This window comes from Plastoroseomonas hellenica (assembly GCF_018129085.1).
Classification (GTDB): domain Bacteria; phylum Pseudomonadota; class Alphaproteobacteria; order Acetobacterales; family Acetobacteraceae; genus Plastoroseomonas; species Plastoroseomonas hellenica.
Map to the genome: position 1 here is coordinate 112,279 of NZ_JAAGBB010000006.1, position 17,634 is coordinate 129,912.

A 17,634-nucleotide genomic window follows, 5' to 3' on the forward strand; every position below is an offset into this window, starting at 1 on the left:
CGGTTTCAACGATATTGAACTGAACGGTTCAGTCCGATGAATGCACCCACCCCCAATTCCCCGGCGGAGACGCTGGGTTCCACAACCGCGCCTCCTCGGCGGCGGTTCCTGCGCATTGCCATCCTGCTGGCCGTGGTGCTGATCCTGGCGTTCGGCGGGAACTGGTGGTTCCGCGTCGGGCGCTACATGGAATCGACCGACAACGCTTACGTGCAGGGCGACATCGCCCAGCTCAGCGCGCGTATCGAGGGCGATGTCGCGGAGCTGCTGGTTGCCGACAACCAGACCGTCGAGGCCGGCCAGCCGCTGATCCGGCTGGAGGAGCGTGACTGGCGCGCGCGGCGCGATTCCGCCGCCGCCGCGCTCGCGCAGGCCGAAGCCGGGATCGCCACGACCCGCGCCCAGATCGGCCAGCAGCGCGCGCAGATCGCCTCCGCCGATGCGCAGGTGACGCAGGCCGAGGCTGAGCGCATCCGCGCCATCGCCGATGCCACGCGCTATGGCAGCCTGGCGCAATCGGGCTTCGGCAGCCGTGAGAATGCGGAGCGCACGCTCGCCGACCGCCGCAAGGCGGAAGCCTCGGAAGCGGCCGCGCGTGCGGCCGCGGACGCTGCCCGCGCCCAGCTTCCGGTGCTGGAAGCGCAGCTCGCCACCGCCGAGGGGCGTCGGGCCGAGGCGGCGGCGCAGCTTTCGCTCGCCGAGAACAACCTGTCCTATACGCTGATCCGTGCGCCTTTCGCTGGTGTCGCCGGCAACCGCACCGCGCAGATCGGCGCCCATGTGATGCCGGGGCAGAACCTGATCGCGGTGGCGCAGCCGCCCTCCCGCCAATGGGTGACGGCGAATTTCAAGGAAACCCAGCTCGTGCGCATGCATCCCGGCCAGCCGGTGACGCTGACGCTCGATGCCGGCGGGCATGAGCTGCGCGGCACGGTGCTGAGCCTGGCGCCGGCCACCGGCGCGCTGTTCAGCCTGCTGCCGCCCGAGAATGCCACCGGCAACTTCACCAAGATCGTGCAGCGCGTGCCGGTCCGCATCGCGCTGGCGCCCGGCCAGGACCCCTCCGTCCTGCGCCCCGGCCTGTCGGTGGAGGCGCGCGTCGACACGCGCGACGATCCGAACGCGCCGACCGGCTTCCTCGCCGCCGCCGCCGCGGCCATCGGCCTCGGCCGATAGGGGAGGCGGGCGATGTCCGCCACCACCATGGGCGCGGCCGCCGCCGACCCGCCCGCCGTCTCTGGCAAGAAGTTCCTGGGCTTCATGGTCATGGTGCTCGGGATGTTCATGGCGATCCTGGACATCCAGATCGTCTCGGCGAGCATCTCTGACATCCAGGCCGGCCTCGCGGCGAGCCCCGACGAGGCTTCCTGGATCCAGACCTCCTATCTGATCGCGGAGATCGTCATGATCCCGCTGTCGGGTTTCCTGTCGCGCCTGCTGTCGACGCGCGTGCTGTTCACCATCTCGGCGCTCGGCTTCACGGTCTTCTCGCTGGCCTGCGCCATGGCCAATTCGCTCGAGGCGATGATCGCCTTCCGCGCCATGCAGGGCTTCCTCGGCGGCGCGATGATCCCGACGGTCTTCGCGACTGCCTTCATCCTCTTCCCCGGCCGGCAGCGCATCCGGATCTCGGTGCTGATCGGCCTGACTGCGACGCTGGCGCCGACCATCGGGCCGACGCTCGGCGGGCTGCTGACCGAGACCTTCTCCTGGCACTGGCTGTTCCTGATCAACGTGCCCTTCGGGCTGCTGGTCGCCTCCGTGGTCTGGACGATCATGGACATCGACCGCGGCGACCGCAGCCTGCTCGACCGCTTCGACTGGTGGGGCCTCGGCTTCATGGCGGTCTTCCTCGGCAGCCTGGAATACGTGATGGAGGAAGGGCCGCGCTGGGAGTGGCTGGAGGATGAGACGGTCCTGCTGTTCTCGGTGATCGGCAGCGTCGCCGGCATCCTGTTCTTCTGGCGCGCCTTCACCAGCCGCGAGCCGATCGTGGAGCTGCGCGCTTATGCCGATCGGAACTTCGCGATCGGCAGCCTCTTCGCCTTCCTGGTCGGCATCGGGCTCTATGGCTCGGTCTACCTGATCCCGCTCTTCCTCGGGCGTATCCGCGGCTTCAACAGCCTGCAGATCGGCGAGACCATGTTCGTGACCGGTCTCGCGATGTTCCTGGCGGCACCCATCGTCGGCCAGATGGCGCAGCGGATGAATGTGCGGATCGTGCTGCTGCTCGGCCTCGGCATCATGGGCATCGCGCTCTGGATGACGGCCGAACTCACCTCGCAGTCGGGCTTTCCGCAGATGGCCTGGCCGCTCGCGCTGCGCGGCGTCGGCACCATGATGGTGATGGTGCCGGTCAACCAGGTCGCACTCGGCACCCTGCCGCCGGCGCGGCTCAAGAACGCCTCCGGCCTCTACAACCTCATGCGCAACCTCGGCGGCGCCGTCGGGCTCGCGATGATCAACCAATTGGTGACGGAGCGCGGGGCCGCGCATTCGCTGCACCTGGCGGAAGCGGTGAGCTCCGGGCGTCTCGCCGCGACGCAATGGCTGCAGAACGCGACCGCCGCGCTGACCCCGCAACTCGGCGCAGCACAGGCGCAGGGCGCGGCGCTCAAGCGCCTGCAGGCACTGGTGGACCAGCAGGCGCTGGTACTGGCCTACAACGACGTGCTGATCGTCATGAGCATCCTGTTCTTCCTTGCCATGCCGCTGGTCTTCCTGTTGCGGCAGCCGAAGGCGGGGGCCGGCGGCGGCGCCCATTGAAGGCCGCCGCCGGCCGCCCTGGAGGGCTCCGGCGGGACGGGCCGAGTGGCCGTCCCGCCGGAGCCGCTTCTTCGGCTTGATTCCATTATAATGGAATGTATGGTGCCTATATGAGCATCGCCGACGCTGACATCGATGACCGTATCGGCACGCGCGTCCGCGAGCTGCGCACGGAGAGGGGCCTGACGCTGGATGGCCTCGCGCATCAGGCCGATGTCAGCCGCGCCATGCTGTCGCGGATCGAGCGCGGTGAATCGAGCCCGACCGCGCAGCTCCTGAACAAGATCTGCGGCGGGCTCGGCATCACGCTGTCGGCACTCTTCGAGGGCGCGGAGCGGCCGGCCAGCCCGCTGGCCCGCCGGGCCGAGCAGCCCATCTGGTGCGACCCCGCCAGCGGCTACCTGCGCCGCAATGTCTCTCCATCCGGAAGCGGCTCGGCGGTCGATATCGTGGAGGTGGAGTTTCCGCCGGGGGGCAGCGTCGCCTTCGACAACCAGCGCGTGGCCGGCACCGACCAGCACGTCTGGGTGCTGGACGGCACGCTGGAGCTGGTGCTCGGGGAGGAGCCCTTCCGTCTCGGGCGGGGCGACTGCCTCGTGATGCGCTTTGGCAGCCCGGTCCTGTTCCGGAACCCGACCGCGCAGCCGACCCGTTATGCGGTCATCATCAGCCATGGAGCCGCGCGGCCATGACGGCGCTGACCATCCGTGCCCTCGACGCCATCGAAGCGGAGGCGCGGCTCGGCGAATTGGCCGACATCCTCGTGGATGCGGTGGCCCACGGCGCCTCGGTCAACTTCATGGCGGGGTTCTCGTGGGGGGAGGCGGATGCCTACTGGCGTGGCCAACTGCCCGGCATCGCTGATGGCAGCAAGCGGCTCCTCGTCGGCGACGATGGCCGCCGCCTGGTGGCGACGGTCATGCTGATCCACGCGCAGCAGCCCAATGCGCCCCACCGTGCCGAGATCGGCAAGATGCTGGTCTTCTCCTCGGCGCGCCGGCAGGGCCTCGGCCGCCGCCTGCTCGCCGCAGCGGAGGACGCGGCCCGCGCTGCCGGCCGCACCTTGCTGATGCTCGACACCGAGACCGGCAGCGCCGGCGACAGGCTGTACCGGAGCTGCGGCTGGATCGAGGTCGGCCGGGTCCCGGACCATGCCTTCAGGCCGGATGGCCGCCTGGCCGAGACCACCCTGTTCCGGAAAGTGTTGGCGCCGCATGGCGCCTGGTCCCGCTGCGCCGGCTGATTCCCGCCCCGCCGGCATCGGATTCCAGCCTTGTCATCGCGGCGCACTTGATCGTGCGCCCCGGCTTTCCGATCTAGCTTCCTGTGATGAACGCCCGCAACGATCGCCCCTTCCTGGCTGCGCTGCCCGCGCCCTTCCGCCGGCTGCTTGGTCTCTGGCTGCTCGGCCTCTGCCTCGGGGTGCCGGCGGTCGTGGCGCTGTTCCGCTGATGGAGATGTCCCGCAGCGAGGGCTGGGGCGGCACCCTGCAGCGCTGGCGCGACGGCGTGCGCGGCCTCGGGCTGCCCATCTTCGTGGCGCCGCTCTGGCTCGACCTGGTGATCGAGATCTTCCGGGGGCGACCGCACAGGATCACCGGCGCGGCGCTCGGGATCGGCCTGGTCTTCCTCGCCGTGATGCGGCTGCGCCGCGGTCGGGCGGGCGATATCCGCCGTGCTGCCGTGCTGGCCGGCGTCGCGGCCGGGCTCACCGCCGGGATGGCGGCAGGGCTCGGCCCTGCCGGCATCATCTTCGGCTTCGGTGCCTGGGCCGGCATGCGGCTGCTCTACGACGGCAGTTTCCAGGAAGTGGCGCCACCCGCGCCGCCGCCCGAGCCAGAGCCACCACCCCCGGCGCCACCGCCCGAGCAACTCCTCATCGCCGATGCCGCGGCGCGCCTCACGCGGTTGCGGGATGCCGCGGCGCGCCTGCCCGAGCCGCGGCTGGCCCGCGTCGCTGATGCCATGGGCGGCGTGCTCGACGATCTGCGTGCGCGGCCGGACCGGCTGCCGCTGGCGCGGCGCTTCCTCAATGTGCATCTGGACGGGCTCGACCGCATCCAGGAGCGGCTGGTCGCGGGCGCCGAGCCGCCGGCGGCGCTTGGCCCGCTCTTCGAGGAACTGGAGCGGCAGGCTGGCGAGCTCCGTGCCCATCTGCGCGCCGAGGAGAGCGCGGCGCTCGAGGTTCAGGTTAAAGTGCTGTCCGACCGTCTGCGTGAGGAAGGCTATCGATGAGCGACGTCGTCACCACCGACACCGCCGAACGCCGCGCCGAGGTGGAGCGTCTGGCGCAGCAGCTCGACATCGCCGATCCCGGCTCCATCCTGCGTTTCGGGCAGGAGGCGCAGAACCGCGCCACTTCCGCCGCCGACGCCATGCTGGAAGGCGCGCGGAACCGGGAAGCCGGGGAGGCGGGGACGACGCTCGCATCCCTGCTCGGCACGCTGCGCGGCTTCGATGTCGGCTCGCTCGGCGAGAAGCCCGGCCTCTTCGCTCGCATCTTCCAGCGCGCCGCCAGCGAGACCCATGCGGTGGTCGCCCGCTACGAGGATATCCGCGGCCAGGTGGAGCAGGTCGGAGACCGGCTCGACACCCACCGCACCCGGCTGCTCGAGGATGTCGAGAAGCTGGAGCGCCTCTATGGCGCGACGCTCGAATGGTTCCACGCCCTCGGCGATCATATCGCCGCCGGCGAGGTGGTGCTGACCCGCGTCGATGCCGAAGGCGTGCCGGCGATGGTGAAGCAGGTCGAGGGGGGCGACGCCGTGGCCGCCCAGAAGCTGCGCGACCTGCGCGCCGCCCGCGACGAGCTGGACCGGCGCATCCACGACCTGCGCCTGACCCGGCAGGTGGCGATGCAGGCGCTGCCCTCGATCCGCCTGATCCAGGAGAACGATAAGGCGCTGGCCGCCAAGATCCAGAGCGTGATCGCCAATACCGTGCCGCTCTGGCGCCAGCAGCTCGCTCAGGCGCTGGCGATCGGGCGCATGCGGGAAGCGGGGCGGACGCTGAAGGAGGCGACGGACCTGACCAACGAGTTGCTGACCGCGAATGCCGAACGGCTGCGCCAGGGCAATGCCGAGGCGCGCACCCAGCTCGAGCGCGGGGTCTTCGACATCGCCGCGGTGAAGCAGGCGAATGCGGCGCTGGTCGCGACCATCGAAGACAGCCTGCGCATCGCCGAGGAAGCGCAAGCCGGCCGCGCGACCGCCGCGAAGGAGCTGGAGGCGGCCGAGGCGGAGATCCGCCGCGCGCTGGTCGCGGCGAAGGCGACCAAGCCAGGCGCGCGCCCGACGGCCTGAGGTCAGGGCGCGCCGCCCTCTGAAACCACCGCCGGGGCATGGAGGCATGCCCTGGACCCCATCACCTAGAGCAGATCGCCGAAGGGCGGAATCGCCCGGAGGCGTGAATCTGCTCGCCAAAACAAAGGGCTAGAGCATTTGAAGTGAGCCCAAGCGAACGAAAATGCTCTAGCCAACCAGCAACGTGTCCTCATGGGATACCAACGCCGGGCCATGCGGCGCGGCCGCGACGTCCGGCAACCAGCGCTCGCCGGCGCCAAGTTCGGACGACATCAATCCATCCCCGCCTTCGGTGTGACCGAAACCCAGTGCGTGGCCGATCTCGTGCATGACGACAGTGAGCAGATCAAAATGACTTGCGATGTCTTCACCGGCAGTGGCCCGCAAACCTCCCGCCGATAGCACATGGGCGAACTCGATGTCGTCGAGGGGCGTTGCGTCGACAAACCAGCCGTGTCCCGCCCCATTGACGTCAATCTTGATCCTGCCCTGGCTGTACTCGCCGAGGGTCGATCCCGCGAGATTCGCGATCGCAAAATCAAGGTCATCCAGTTCCGCCAGCTGGTTTTGCGACAGTCCGACGGCGTGCCAGCGCGCAACGGCGGCATCAAAGACCGCACCCAATTCAGCAACATCAAGATCACCAGGCGCGGTCGCGCCTGAGTTCTCCTCGGCATTCGCTGCGTGAAGGTTGCTGACCGCAGTGATCTCGACGGTTGATATCGCAGTGTTACTGTCACTCGCCCCATCGTTCAGCACAAAGGTCAGTACACGGTCGGTGGTGTCCAGGTCAGTCCTCGCGTTGCTGAACGAGATCTTCGTCAGCGCGTCCTCATAATCGCTGGGGCTTGGGAAACCAAGTATGCTGACGAATGTGATCGTGATCCTGCCCGGAGCTGACGTGTCGATCGAAAAACCAATGACGTCATCTCCGGAGTTATATTCCAGAATTCCACTGTTTGATTGACCATCAACCCTCAGAACGTCACCTAATTTCCTGTTCACCAAGGTCACAATTGCCGACTCGGGTGAGCCAGTTACGGTAACGTCGGTGTCAACCACCGGGATTGGCGACGTTCCTTCGAGGAAGGCTGTCCCGTAGCCTGTGGCCTCTACTCCAGGGTGATTACCGTTGAAGTCGAGATCGAGTTGCGGTCCTCCGCCACCTGCCGGATTCATCACCACGATCTGGATCGTGTCCGTATCCTGCTGAGATCCACCGGTGCCTGAATTGCCGTTGTCATTGGCGGTGATCGTGAGGGTGTGAATGCCGCTCGCCCCCGCATTGTAGCTTAAGGAGTCGAGCACAGCGGCGATATCCGCGGCCGAACCGGTAACCTCGAGGGAGCTGGTGCCGTTGCCGGCCACCGAAACATTCGTTGTCACACCAAGTGTGAGAGTTCCGGAGGTTACGGCGAGCGTGACGGTGCCATCCTCGCTCAGGGCATCGAGGTCGGAAATCGAGATCCGGTTTCCATTCAATTGACTGAAGGCAAGCGTGCCCCCTGCGAGAACCGTCTGCACCTCGGCTGGCACCAGATTCACCGGCGCATCGTTCACCGACGCGACAGTCACGGTGGCGGTATCGGGGAGGCTGTCCACCGAGCCGTCATTGACCAAGAAGCTGATCGTGCGCGTTCCGTCGGTGGGATACTGGCTGTTGTTGAAATAGGTGACGGTCTCGAGCACCTGCTCGTATTGGGCCGCGGTGGCGGAACCGCTCAGCGTCAGCGTGTCGCCGACAAAGCTTCCGGTGATGCCGAAGCCCGTCGCCAATCCGGTATCGAAGGCAAGTTCGTCCTCACCCGCAGCGAAGCCGGCGGCGATCTTGACCACCGCACCCTCGATGTTGTCGCCAGGGTTTGGGTCGGTCATCGTGATCGAAGCATCGACCACAGTGGCCGCATCGTTTTCCGTGTAGGCGATGGCGCCGTCGACACTGATCGTCGGCGGCTGGTTGAAGCCGACCGTCGAAACGAGGTTCGGGGACGACGAGTCGTCGCCGCCATTCCCCGTGCCGCCGCTGTCCTGCAATTCGGCGATGGTGATGGTGCGCGCAGCCTCATTGCCTGCCGGCGCCGTCTTCGAATAGGTGATGCCGTCGATGATGCCTTGAAGGTCGGCCGGCAAGATGCCGGGCGCGTGGACAAGCGTGACAGTCGCAAGGCCATTCACGTCGACCGCGACAAGCGCCGTCAAGCCATGGCCCGCCGTCGTCAAGCCGAAGCCATCGGTCAGGTTCACGGTCGATCCGTCGATCGACAGGCTCTCGTCCGTCCCCGTGACTGCGCTCACGGTGATCACGAGCTTGATGAGGGTCTGGCCGGCCTCGACAGTTGCGATCGTCGGAGAGCCGAACAGGTCGACCGCTACGCCGGTGTAAGGCGGGTCATCAGCGGCGGCCGCCAGGGTCGGAGCATCGTTCACCTGAACGACGTCGATCTGCTTGAAGCCGAGGCTGCTGGTCGCGAGATCGGTGTCGGTCACATCGAAATCGACACCCCGCGGGGCCGTGTCGATGTCGCCCGTGACCGTATTGGCGAACGTCACCGAACGCAGCGCCAACTGGTAGTTCGCGACGGTGTCGACGCCAGTGAGCGTCAGCACGCCGGAGAGGGGATCGTAGCTGCCCGTGACGTTGCCGACAGGCGTGAAGGACAAGACGTCGTCGGTGTTCCAGTTACCGCTGATAGTGACATGAGCGCCGCTGAGGCTCGCGCTGTCGCTATCGCCGATGACGATACTGCCATCCACCACAACCGCGGCCTGCTCTTCGATGTACGCCGTGCTCCCGCCCGTCGTCGTCACCGTCGGTGCGTCGTTCACAGCCGTGACATTGATGGTCGTCGTCGCCGCCGTGCTGCTGGCAGAGCCGTCATTGACCTGAAAAGAGATCGTCCGCGCAGCTTCGGTGGGTGCGTCGCTCGAATTTCTGTAGGTCACCGACTGCAGTGCCGCCTGGTAGTCGGCAACGCTCGCCGTGCCGGTCAGGGTCAGAACGCCGCTCGATGCGTCGTATGTGCCGGTGATGCTGGGCTGGTTGACGTAGCCAAGAACGTCCTCGCCGGACACGAACCCGGTGCTGATCGACACGGTAGCACCGGTCAGCGTGGCCGAGTCGATGTCCGCTACAGTCAGCGTGGCGTTGATCGCGGTGGCGGCCTGGTTTTCGGTGTAGGCCAGCGATCCTCCTGCCACGACCACCGGCGCGTCGCCGACGGCTGTCACGGTGATGCTCGCCGTGTCGGTCTCGGTGGAGAATGCGGACGAGCCGCCATTGGCCGCCGTCGCGACCTTCGAGCCAGCGGCACCGGAAGTTCCGTCCCAGGCGCGGAACGTGATGGCGTTCGAAACCGTGCCGTCGAAATCCGCGTTCGGATGGAAATAGAGCCGTGTGTTGCTGTTCGCTTCCAAGAGCAATGCGGAGGCGTCGCTCACGGCTCCCACAGCGGACCAGCTCGCGCCGCCGTTCAGCGAATAGTACCAAGTGCCATCAGCCGCGTCGGTCGCCGTCAACGCAATGCCGAAAGATGCTCCGTCGGGATCGGTGACATTGTCCAATCCACCCGAGGACGATGCGAGATCGACCAGGCTCGACACCAGCGTCCCGACCGCGCCGGACGGCGCGGCTGCATCCTCGGTCACGGCGGCAAGGCTCGGAGCCTTCGAGGCATCGAGCACCGGCGCGTCGTTCACCGCAAGGATCTCGATCGTGAAGACCTGTGACGGCGATGCGTCGTGGCCGCCATTGGCGCCGCCGCCATTGTCTTGCGCGAAGACCGTCACGGTCGTCGTGCCACTGGCGTTGGCTGCCGCCGTGTAACGCAGCGTGCCGCTCGCGTCGATCGTTGGTCCGATGGCGAACAGGCTGGGGTTCGAGGCATTCACCACGAACGAGATCGCTTGACCGCTTTCGTTCGCGGGTCCTGTCGAAATCGATGTCAGGAAATTCGAGACGGTCTGGGTGCCTGCGTCCTCATTCGAACCCGTGACGGAGGTCGACAGCGCAAAGCCGGGCGCGTCGTTCACCGGCGTCACGTTCACGGCCATCCTGCCCTGGGCGGACTCGCTGGCGCCGTCGGAGCCCTTGTAACCGAAGCTCGCGGAGGCGTCGCCGTTGGCGCCGTTCGCCGGGCGGAAGATCAGCTTGCCCGCCGCGATGTCCGCGGCCGAGACCACATTGCCGCTGCCGCTGAGCGCCTCGCCGCTCTCGATGCTGCCGTCGCCGTTGGCATCCAGAAACAGGGTGCCATTGGCGACGCCGGACGCATCGATGGTGACACTCGTAACGGAAGCGAGATTCCCGAAGTCAAAGTCGTTCAACGAAAAGACGTGGTCGCCGTCCTCCAGCGTTGCCACGCTGGTTTGCACGCTGCCCTCCGGCGAACGGCCTTCGGCCTTGCCAAAGGTGAGATAGTGGAGCAGCGGATTGATGCCGGCGGCTGCAACATCGGGATTACTGGCCAGGTAGGCGGAGGTGTCGAATGCCGCCGAAGGGTCCCGGGCTTCCTTGAAGCCAAAAGCCAGATAGTGCTCAAGCGGGTTCACACCCGCGGCCGCGACGTCCGGATTGTTCTGCAGGTAGTAGCTGCTATCGAATATCGGATTGGGGTTACGGCCCTCCTTCCAGCCGGACGCGGCGAAATGTGCGCCTGCGTCCACGCCTACCGCCCAAACGTCCGTGTTCAATGCATAATAATAGAAATCGTCGATCAACGGATTGGTGCCGGGGATGGTGCGGTCGAAGGTCACGTCGCTGAACGCAAAGCGTTCGATGCTGCTGAACCTGTCGGAGCCTTCGGGGCCGTTGACGATCACCTGAGCGCCGTCAAACGTAATCACGTAGTCGGCAAACTTGCCGGAGAAGCGCGCCGTATCCGTGCCGGCTGCGCCGTCTACCGTGTCGTCTCCCTTGAGCGCGGCAATGATGTCGTTGCCGTCGCCGGCATTGATCGTGTCGGAACCTGCTGTCCCGATGAGGTAGTCGCTGCCGGTCGTAGGCGACGGAGAGCCGGAGATCGCCCGGCCCTCGAACATGCCGGTGTCGAGGAAATGCAGCAGGGGGTTTACGCCCGCAGCGGCGACGTCAGGATTGGCGGCGAGGTAGGCGCTGGTGTCGAAAAACGGGGACGGATCGCGTCCTTCCCTCCAGCCGAACGCAAGGTAATGCTGAAGCGGGTTGCCATTTGCCGCCGCGATATCCGCGAACAGGGAAAGGTAATACGCGGTGTCGAACAAGCCGTTCGGCAGCCGCCCCTCCTTCCAGCCGACGGTATTGAAGTGCGTGAGGGGATCGACGCCAGAAGCGGCCGCATCCGGATAGGCCAACAGATAAAAGACGCTGTCGAAGCCGTTGACGATCTGATCGGGCTTGATGCGCATCTTCTTCTTGTCCTTGTCGCGGATGCGTGGGCGGCGTGGCCAAACGGGGCGAGAGAGTACGGCGGGCAGTTGCCGTATGGCGAGGCACCAGTTCTCGCGTGTCGTCGAAGCGGGTCGCCAATTGAGCAGATCCTAAAATCGGAAAGCTCAACAAAGGCTTAGGAGAACGCAGGCGCGTTTTCCTAGTCACGGCACCCTGCTTCATCATTGGAGTGGTCGATCAACCGGTGATTGACGCTGCCTGCCGTGCCCCGCGAGATTGGGGCAGGGAGGAACCAATCAATGCTGACCCGTCGCCACATGCTGGCCGCGGGCGCGGTCGCGCTTGCCGCGCCGGCGCTCGCCCAGACCGCCGCCTGGCCGAATGGCCCCATCCGCATCATCGTACCTTTCCCGCCGGGCGGCAGCACGGACGCGCTGTCGCGGCTGCTGCAGCCCAGGCTCTCGGCGGAATTCGGCGTGCCGGTGGTGGTTGAGAACCGCACAGGCGCTTCCGGTTCGCTCGGCACCGCGGCGACGGCGCGGGCGGCGCCCGATGGCAATACCTGGGTGCTGGTCTTCGACACCCATGCCGTGAACCCGGCGCTGATCCCGAACATGGGCTTCGACACCGAACGTGACCTGACGCCGGTGCTGCTGTTCGGCACCGCACCCATGGTGCTGACCGCGCATCGCACCCGGCCCTACCGCAGCGTCGCCGACGTTCTGGCGGCGGCGCGGGCGCGGCCTGAGAGTGTGACCTTCGGCACCATCGGCAATGGCAGCCTGGCGCATCTGACCATGGCGCTGTTCGAGAAGGCGACCGGCGTGAAGCTCGTGCACGTGCCCTATCGCGGCGGCGGGCCGCTCGCGGTGGCAGCCGCGGCCGGCGAGGTCGACCTGCCGATCGCGACGCGGCCGGCGATCGGGCCGCATATCGACAGTGGCGCGCTACTGCCGCTCGCGCAGACCGGTGCCACGCGCAGCGCCACCATGCCGGATACGCCGACGCTCGCTGAGTCCGGCGCACCGGAGATCGATGCCCGCGCCTTCTGGGGCTTCCTCGGTCCGGCGCGGCTGCCGGAACCGGTCGCGCGGCGCATGGAGGCGGCGCTGCGCTCGGCATTGGCGGTGCCGGAGCTCCGCGACCGGGTGGCCGGCCTCGGCATCGATCTCGATCCGCAGGGCGGCGCGTATTTCACGCGCTTCCTCTCGTCGCAGATCGCGACCTGGGGCAGGGTGGTGCGTGAGAACAACATCCGACCGGATTGAGACCATGCCGATCACCCGCCGCGCCGCCCTTGCCGCCGCGATTGCTGCCCCGGCGATCGCCCATGCCCAGGCGCCGTGGCCGAGCGGCAGCATCCGCATCATGGTGCCCTTTCCGCCGGGCGGCAGCGTCGACACCATCGCCCGCCTGCTGCTCCCCGGGCTGCAGCAGCGCCTTGGCGTGCCTGTCGTGGTGGAGAATCGCTCCGGTGCCTCGGGCGCGGTCGGCACCGCCGTCGTGGCGCGCGACCGGCCGGACGGCAATTCCTGGGTCCTGGTCTTCGACACCCATGCGGTGAACGGCGCCCTGCAGCCGCAACTCGGCTATGACGGGCGGCGCGACTTCACGCCGGTGATGCTGGTCGCGACCTCGCCTATGCTGCTCTGCACGCCGAACGCCAAGCCCTGGCGGACGCTAGCCGAGGTGATCGCGGCGGCCCGCGCGCAGCCCGACACCATCACCTACGGCACTGTCGGCAATGGCAGCCTGTCGCATCTGACCATGACGCTGCTGTCGCGGGAGGCCGGGATATCGATGGTGCACGTGCCCTATCGTGGCGGCGGCCCGATGTCGACGGCCGCTGCTGCCGGCGAGATCGACCTCGTGATCGCATCACGCGTCGGGCTCGGCGGCCAGGTGGGCAACACGATCCGGCCGCTGGCGCAGAGCGGGCATCGCCGTTCGTCCGCGCTCCCCGACCTGCCGACGATCGCCGAACAGGGCTTCCCGCATGTGGCGGCGGAAGCCTTCTGGGGCATGCTCGGCCCGGCCCGGATTCCCGATGCGATCCTCGCGCGCTTCCATGCCGCGCTGGCCGAGAGCCTCACTGACCCTACGTTGCGCCAGCGGCTGATCGAGGGGCAGGGGGTCGATATCGTCGGCTCGACGCCGGAGGCCTTCGGCCGCTTCCTTGACGAACAGATGGCCACCTGGCTGCGCGTCGTACGGGAGAACAACATCCGCGCGGAATGATCCAGGCACTGCCAAAAGGGTCCAGCAAAAAGCGGCCGCAGGCCGCCACCCGTTCCTGCGGCGGCGAGCGAAGCGATGCCCCGAGGCCGCGAATGCGAGCGCCGGCGCTTGAGGCAAAACAAAGCACACGCCACCATTGGGAGGAATCGACGGGAGGGCGCAAGGTGGCGGTGGATGTCTTCGACTACGTGATCGTGGGTGCCGGCGCCGCCGGCTCGGTGCTCGCGAACCGGCTGAGCGAGGACCTCGGTGTCACGGTCTGCGTGCTGGAAGCAGGCCCCCCCGACCGCAACCCGTACATCCATATCCCCGCCGGCTTCATCAAGACGCTCTTCGACCCGGGCGTGACCTGGCAGTTCAAGACCGAGCCGGGCCCGAACACCGGCGGCCGCGCGATTGCCACCACCCAGGGGCGGACGCTCGGCGGCGGCTCCTCCATCAACGGGCTGATCTACAACCGCGGCCAGCCGGGAGATTTCAACAACTGGGCGCAGCGCGGCAATCGCGGCTGGGGCTATGACGACGTGCTGCCCTATTTCCGACGCAGCGAAGGCCGGATCGGCTTCGGCGGCGAGGCGCGCGGGCGAGAGGGCAATATCCCGGTCACCGACATGGACTGGTTCAACCCGGTGTCGGAAGCCTTCATCAAGGGGGTGATGGGCCTCGGGATCCCGCGCAACCCGGATTACAACAGCGGGCACCAGGAAGGCGTCGGCTACTATCAGCGTGTCATCCGCAATGGCCGCCGCATCAGCGCGGCGCGCGGCTACCTGCACCCCGCGATGAAACGCCCGAACCTCGAGGTACGGACCAACGCGCGTGCCGAAGCGGTGCTGCTGGAGGGCAGGCGCGCTGTCGGCGTGCGCTACATCCAGAGGCGCGGCGGCGAGGGCAGGGTGGTGCGCGCGCGGCGGGAGGTGATCCTCTCCTCCGGCACGGCGAACACGGCGCGGCTGCTGCAGGTGTCAGGCATCGGGCCGGCGGCGCTGCTGCAGCGCATCGGCGTGCCGGTGCTGCACGAGCTGCCGGGCGTCGGGGAGAATTTCCGCGACCACTACGCCTCCCGCTTCGTGATGCGGGCGCGGCCGGGTGTCGAGACGCTGAACGAGCTGTCGAAGGGGCTGAGGCTCGGCGGGCAGATCCTGCGCTGGGCGGCGCGGCGGCCGAGCATCCTCGCGACCTGCGTCTCGCATGTGCATGTGTTCTGGAAATCCTTCGAAGGCCTCGATCAGCCCGACCTGCAATGCGTCTTCACCCCCGGCAGCTATGCCGAGGGCAAGGTCTATGTGCTGGACGACTATCCCGGCGTCACCGCCGGCGCCTGGCAGCACCGGCCGGAGAGCTCGGGCTGGGTGCGCGCGCGCAGCGCCGACGTCTTCGAGGATCCGGAGATCCAGCCCAACTACCTGACCCATCCGGACGACCAGCGCGTGCACCTCGCGGGCATGCGGCTGCTGCGGCGCTTCCTGAACACGCCGGAGCTCGCGCCCTTCCTGGAGACTGAGACCCTGCCGGGAAAGGATGTGCAGACCGACGACGAGCTGCTGGATTTTGCGCGGCGCAACGGCAGCACGACCTACCATCTCGTCGGCACCTCCCGCATGGGACCGCGCACCGATCCGACCGCGGTCGTCAGCGACGAGCTGCTGGTGCATGGGCTGGAGGGGCTGCGCGTGGCGGATGCCTCGATCATGCCGCACATCACCTCTTCCAACACCTATGCGACGACGCTGATGATCGCGGAGAAAGCGGCGGATCTGATCCGCGGACGGAGCCTCGCCGCCGCGGCGTGAAGCTGGCTCATCGCCGCGGCATGAAGCCTGCATGGACAGGCATCGGTTCCTCGTTTGGAGATACGACTGATGGCGCGTCCCTTTCATCTCGGCTGGTTCCTGCAGGGCTCCTCGGTGCAGGCCTGGGGCGAGCCCTGGACCGGCGCGATCGGGCGCGACTGGATGGTGCCGGAGCTGTTCTGCGACATGGCGCGCGCGCTGGAACGGGCCTGCTTCGACTACATCCTGATCGAGGACAGCTCCTATGTGGGCGAGAGCTATGGCGGCTCCCGCGAGATCTACCTGCGCAACGGGCTGTCGGTGCCGCGCCAGGACCCGAGCGTGATCGCGACGCTGATGGCGGCGCAGACGAAGCGCATCGGCATCGTGCCGACGCTGTCGACCTTCGCCTATCCGCCCTATCTGCTGGCGCGGCTGGTGGCGACGCTCGACCAGATCTCCTCGGGGCGGATCGGCTGGAACATGGTCACCGGTTCCTCCGATGTCGCGGCCATGAATTACGGCCTGCCCGGCATGCCGGAGCACGACCTGCGCTACGACATGGCCGATGAGTACATGGCCGCGGTGAACGGGCTCTGGGACAGTTGGGAGCCGGGGGCGATCCAGGCCGACACCGAGAGCGGCATGCTGGTCGACCATACCAAGGTCCATCCCGCACCCTTCGAAGGGCGCTGGTACAAGACGCGCGGACCGCTGAATTCCGGGCCCTGCCCGCAGGGCCGACCGGTGATCGCGCAGGCCGGCGGCAGCCCGCGCGGCAGGCAGTTTGCTTCACTCCATGCCGACACCATCGTGGCCAGCGTGAAGGGCACCGCCGCGATGCGTGCCTATCGCGAGGATGTCCGCGCCCGCGCCGCGGCGCAGGGGCGCGATCCCGACAGCATCAAGGTGCTGTTCCTGGTCAACCCGATCCTCGGTGACACCAGGGAGGAGGCGGAGCTCAGGAAGCGCCAGAAGCTGGCCCGGGCCGAAGCGCATGTGCCGCGGCTGCTGGCGCATTTCGGCAAGACCACGAATATCGATTTTTCGAAGTACGACCTCGACACCCCGGTCGATCAGCTCGATCTGCACACCAATGGCCACCAGCAGTCGCTGGACGATTTCAAGCGCGTCGCCGGCAAGCGCAGCCTGCGCCAGGCGATGATGGCCTATCGCGGCATCCCGGGCTCGGTCGATCTGCTCGGTACGCCGGACGAGGTGGCCGGCCAGATGGCGGAGGCGATGGAGGAGGTCGGCGGCGACGGCTTCCTGATGTCGCTGCCCGATGTCAGCCGCCGTGCCGTGGCCGAGATTGCGGACGGGCTGGTGCCGGCGCTGCAGGCGCGTGGGCTGACGCGACGCGCCTATGGCCACGCGCAGTTCCGCGACAACCTGCTCGAATTCTGAAGCACCGGCCCGTTCGGGCGGCTTGCCCGAAGGGGCCGGTTCGCATGGTCAGCTCCCGCGGTTGATGCCGCGCAGCAGGGCGCCGAAAGGATCGCCATCGCCGCCGGTCGTCGCGGCAGGGCCGGCGGCGGCCGGGCGAGGATCCTGCGGCGCTTGCGGCAGTTGGCCGCCACCGGCGCCACCCAGCAACCCGCCCAGGATATCGCCGAGGCCACCGCCGCCCTGGGCGCCGCCGGCACCCCCGAGCAATCCCCCAAGGATGCTCCCGAGCCCACCGCCGAGGGCGCCGCCCTGAGCGCCGCCGCTCTGGCCGCCGCCGAGCAGCCCGCCCAGGATGGAGCCCCAATTGCCTTCGCCGCCATCTTGGGGCGCCGAGGGCATCTGGCCCTGCGGCGTCAGCCGGTCGATCAGAACCGGCAGGAGCTGCGCCAGGATCCCGGCCAGGGCGCCGCCCTGCAGGCCGAGCCCCTGGGCCGCGCCTTCCAAGCGCTCGGCCCCGAAGGCCTGGGTGAGGGCCTCCGGCTCGACCGGGCGGTTGGCGCCGGCATTGACCCAACTGTCGACCTGCTCGCCGAGGCCGGCCTGGCGCAGCGTGCCAAGCAGCCCGTCCAGCCCGTTGGCGCCACCGCCATTCCCGCTGGAGAGCTGGCTCAGCAGCCCTTCCAGCCCAGACATCCCGCTCTGGCCCATCGACCGATCTCCTCGTTGCCGGGCCGCCACGAGAGCCCCAACGGAGCGGCGGCGTCCAGCGACAAGCGCGTGCATGTGCCCGGCAGGAGCGCTTC

The 17,634-nt window shown here is 67.8% G+C and carries 13 protein-coding genes; 11 read left to right on the top strand and 2 right to left on the bottom strand.

Translation table 11 applies throughout. From position 1 onward, the window contains the following. Nucleotides 1-36 precede the first annotated feature (36 nt). The 7 genes from GXW71_RS06805 to GXW71_RS06830 all read left to right on the top strand — a co-directional run bounded on the left by GXW71_RS06805 (nt 37) and on the right by GXW71_RS06830 (nt 6,067). On the top strand, nt 37-1,176 hold the full coding sequence (locus GXW71_RS06805; RefSeq protein WP_211851660.1) for an HlyD family secretion protein: 1,140 nt from the start codon (nt 37-39) through the stop codon (nt 1,174-1,176). 12 nt (nt 1,177-1,188) lie between these two features. After that, nucleotides 1,189-2,766 carry a DHA2 family efflux MFS transporter permease subunit gene (locus GXW71_RS06810; RefSeq protein ID WP_211851661.1) on the top strand — a complete coding sequence of 526 codons (1,578 nt, stop codon included), beginning with the start codon at nt 1,189-1,191 and terminating at the stop codon, nt 2,764-2,766. Between the two features lie 110 nt (nt 2,767-2,876). Further along, the gene (locus GXW71_RS06815) at nt 2,877-3,458 is read left to right on the top strand and encodes a helix-turn-helix domain-containing protein (RefSeq protein ID WP_211851662.1); all 582 of its coding nucleotides are present in this window, start codon (nt 2,877-2,879) and stop codon (nt 3,456-3,458) included. Beyond that, nucleotides 3,455-4,009 carry a GNAT family N-acetyltransferase gene (locus GXW71_RS06820; protein WP_211851663.1) on the top strand — a complete coding sequence of 185 codons (555 nt, stop codon included), beginning with the start codon at nt 3,455-3,457 and terminating at the stop codon, nt 4,007-4,009. The genes GXW71_RS06815 and GXW71_RS06820 overlap by 4 nt, the downstream gene beginning before the upstream one ends. 86 nt (nt 4,010-4,095) lie before the next feature. Beyond that, nucleotides 4,096-4,218, top strand: a complete 123-nt coding sequence (locus tag GXW71_RS35135) for a hypothetical protein (RefSeq protein WP_281417301.1) — start codon at nt 4,096-4,098, stop codon at nt 4,216-4,218. 5 nt (nt 4,219-4,223) lie between these two features. Next, nucleotides 4,224-5,000, top strand: a complete 777-nt coding sequence (locus GXW71_RS06825) for a hypothetical protein (protein ID WP_211851664.1) — start codon at nt 4,224-4,226, stop codon at nt 4,998-5,000. Continuing rightward, nucleotides 4,997-6,067: a toxic anion resistance protein gene (locus GXW71_RS06830; RefSeq protein WP_211851665.1), complete on the top strand. Its 1,071-nt coding sequence runs from the start codon at nt 4,997-4,999 to the stop codon at nt 6,065-6,067. Before GXW71_RS06825 ends, GXW71_RS06830 begins: the two co-directional genes overlap by 4 nt. A gap of 168 nt (nt 6,068-6,235) precedes the next feature. Here GXW71_RS06830 and GXW71_RS06835 read toward each other — a convergent pair whose 3' ends face one another. Beyond that, nucleotides 6,236-11,449 carry a matrixin family metalloprotease gene (locus GXW71_RS06835; protein ID WP_211851666.1) on the bottom strand — a complete coding sequence of 1,738 codons (5,214 nt, stop codon included), beginning with the start codon at nt 11,447-11,449 and terminating at the stop codon, nt 6,236-6,238. A 282-nt stretch (nt 11,450-11,731) separates the two neighbouring features. On the opposite strand from GXW71_RS06835, the gene GXW71_RS06840 reads away from it, so the two are divergent. From GXW71_RS06840 to GXW71_RS06855, 4 genes are all read left to right on the top strand, one after another. Beyond that, nucleotides 11,732-12,700 (top strand): tripartite tricarboxylate transporter substrate binding protein, encoded by a 969-nt coding sequence (locus tag GXW71_RS06840; protein WP_211851667.1) that lies wholly within the window; start codon nt 11,732-11,734, stop codon nt 12,698-12,700. A 4-nt stretch (nt 12,701-12,704) separates the two neighbouring features. After that, a complete protein-coding gene (locus GXW71_RS06845) occupies nt 12,705-13,670 on the top strand; it encodes a tripartite tricarboxylate transporter substrate binding protein (RefSeq protein WP_211851668.1) in 966 nt (321 codons plus the stop codon). A 164-nt stretch (nt 13,671-13,834) separates the two neighbouring features. Further along, complete coding sequence (locus GXW71_RS06850; protein ID WP_211851669.1) at nt 13,835-15,463, top strand: GMC family oxidoreductase; 1,629 nt, start codon at nt 13,835-13,837, stop codon at nt 15,461-15,463. A gap of 69 nt (nt 15,464-15,532) precedes the next feature. Continuing rightward, nucleotides 15,533-16,849, top strand: a complete 1,317-nt coding sequence (locus GXW71_RS06855) for an NtaA/DmoA family FMN-dependent monooxygenase (protein WP_246526354.1) — start codon at nt 15,533-15,535, stop codon at nt 16,847-16,849. A 48-nt stretch (nt 16,850-16,897) separates the two neighbouring features. On the opposite strand, the gene GXW71_RS06860 is transcribed toward GXW71_RS06855, so the two are convergent. Beyond that, nucleotides 16,898-17,539, bottom strand: coding sequence for a YidB family protein (locus GXW71_RS06860; RefSeq protein WP_211851670.1), 642 nt, complete (start codon nt 17,537-17,539; stop codon nt 16,898-16,900). Between the last annotated feature and the right edge of the window lie 95 nt (nt 17,540-17,634).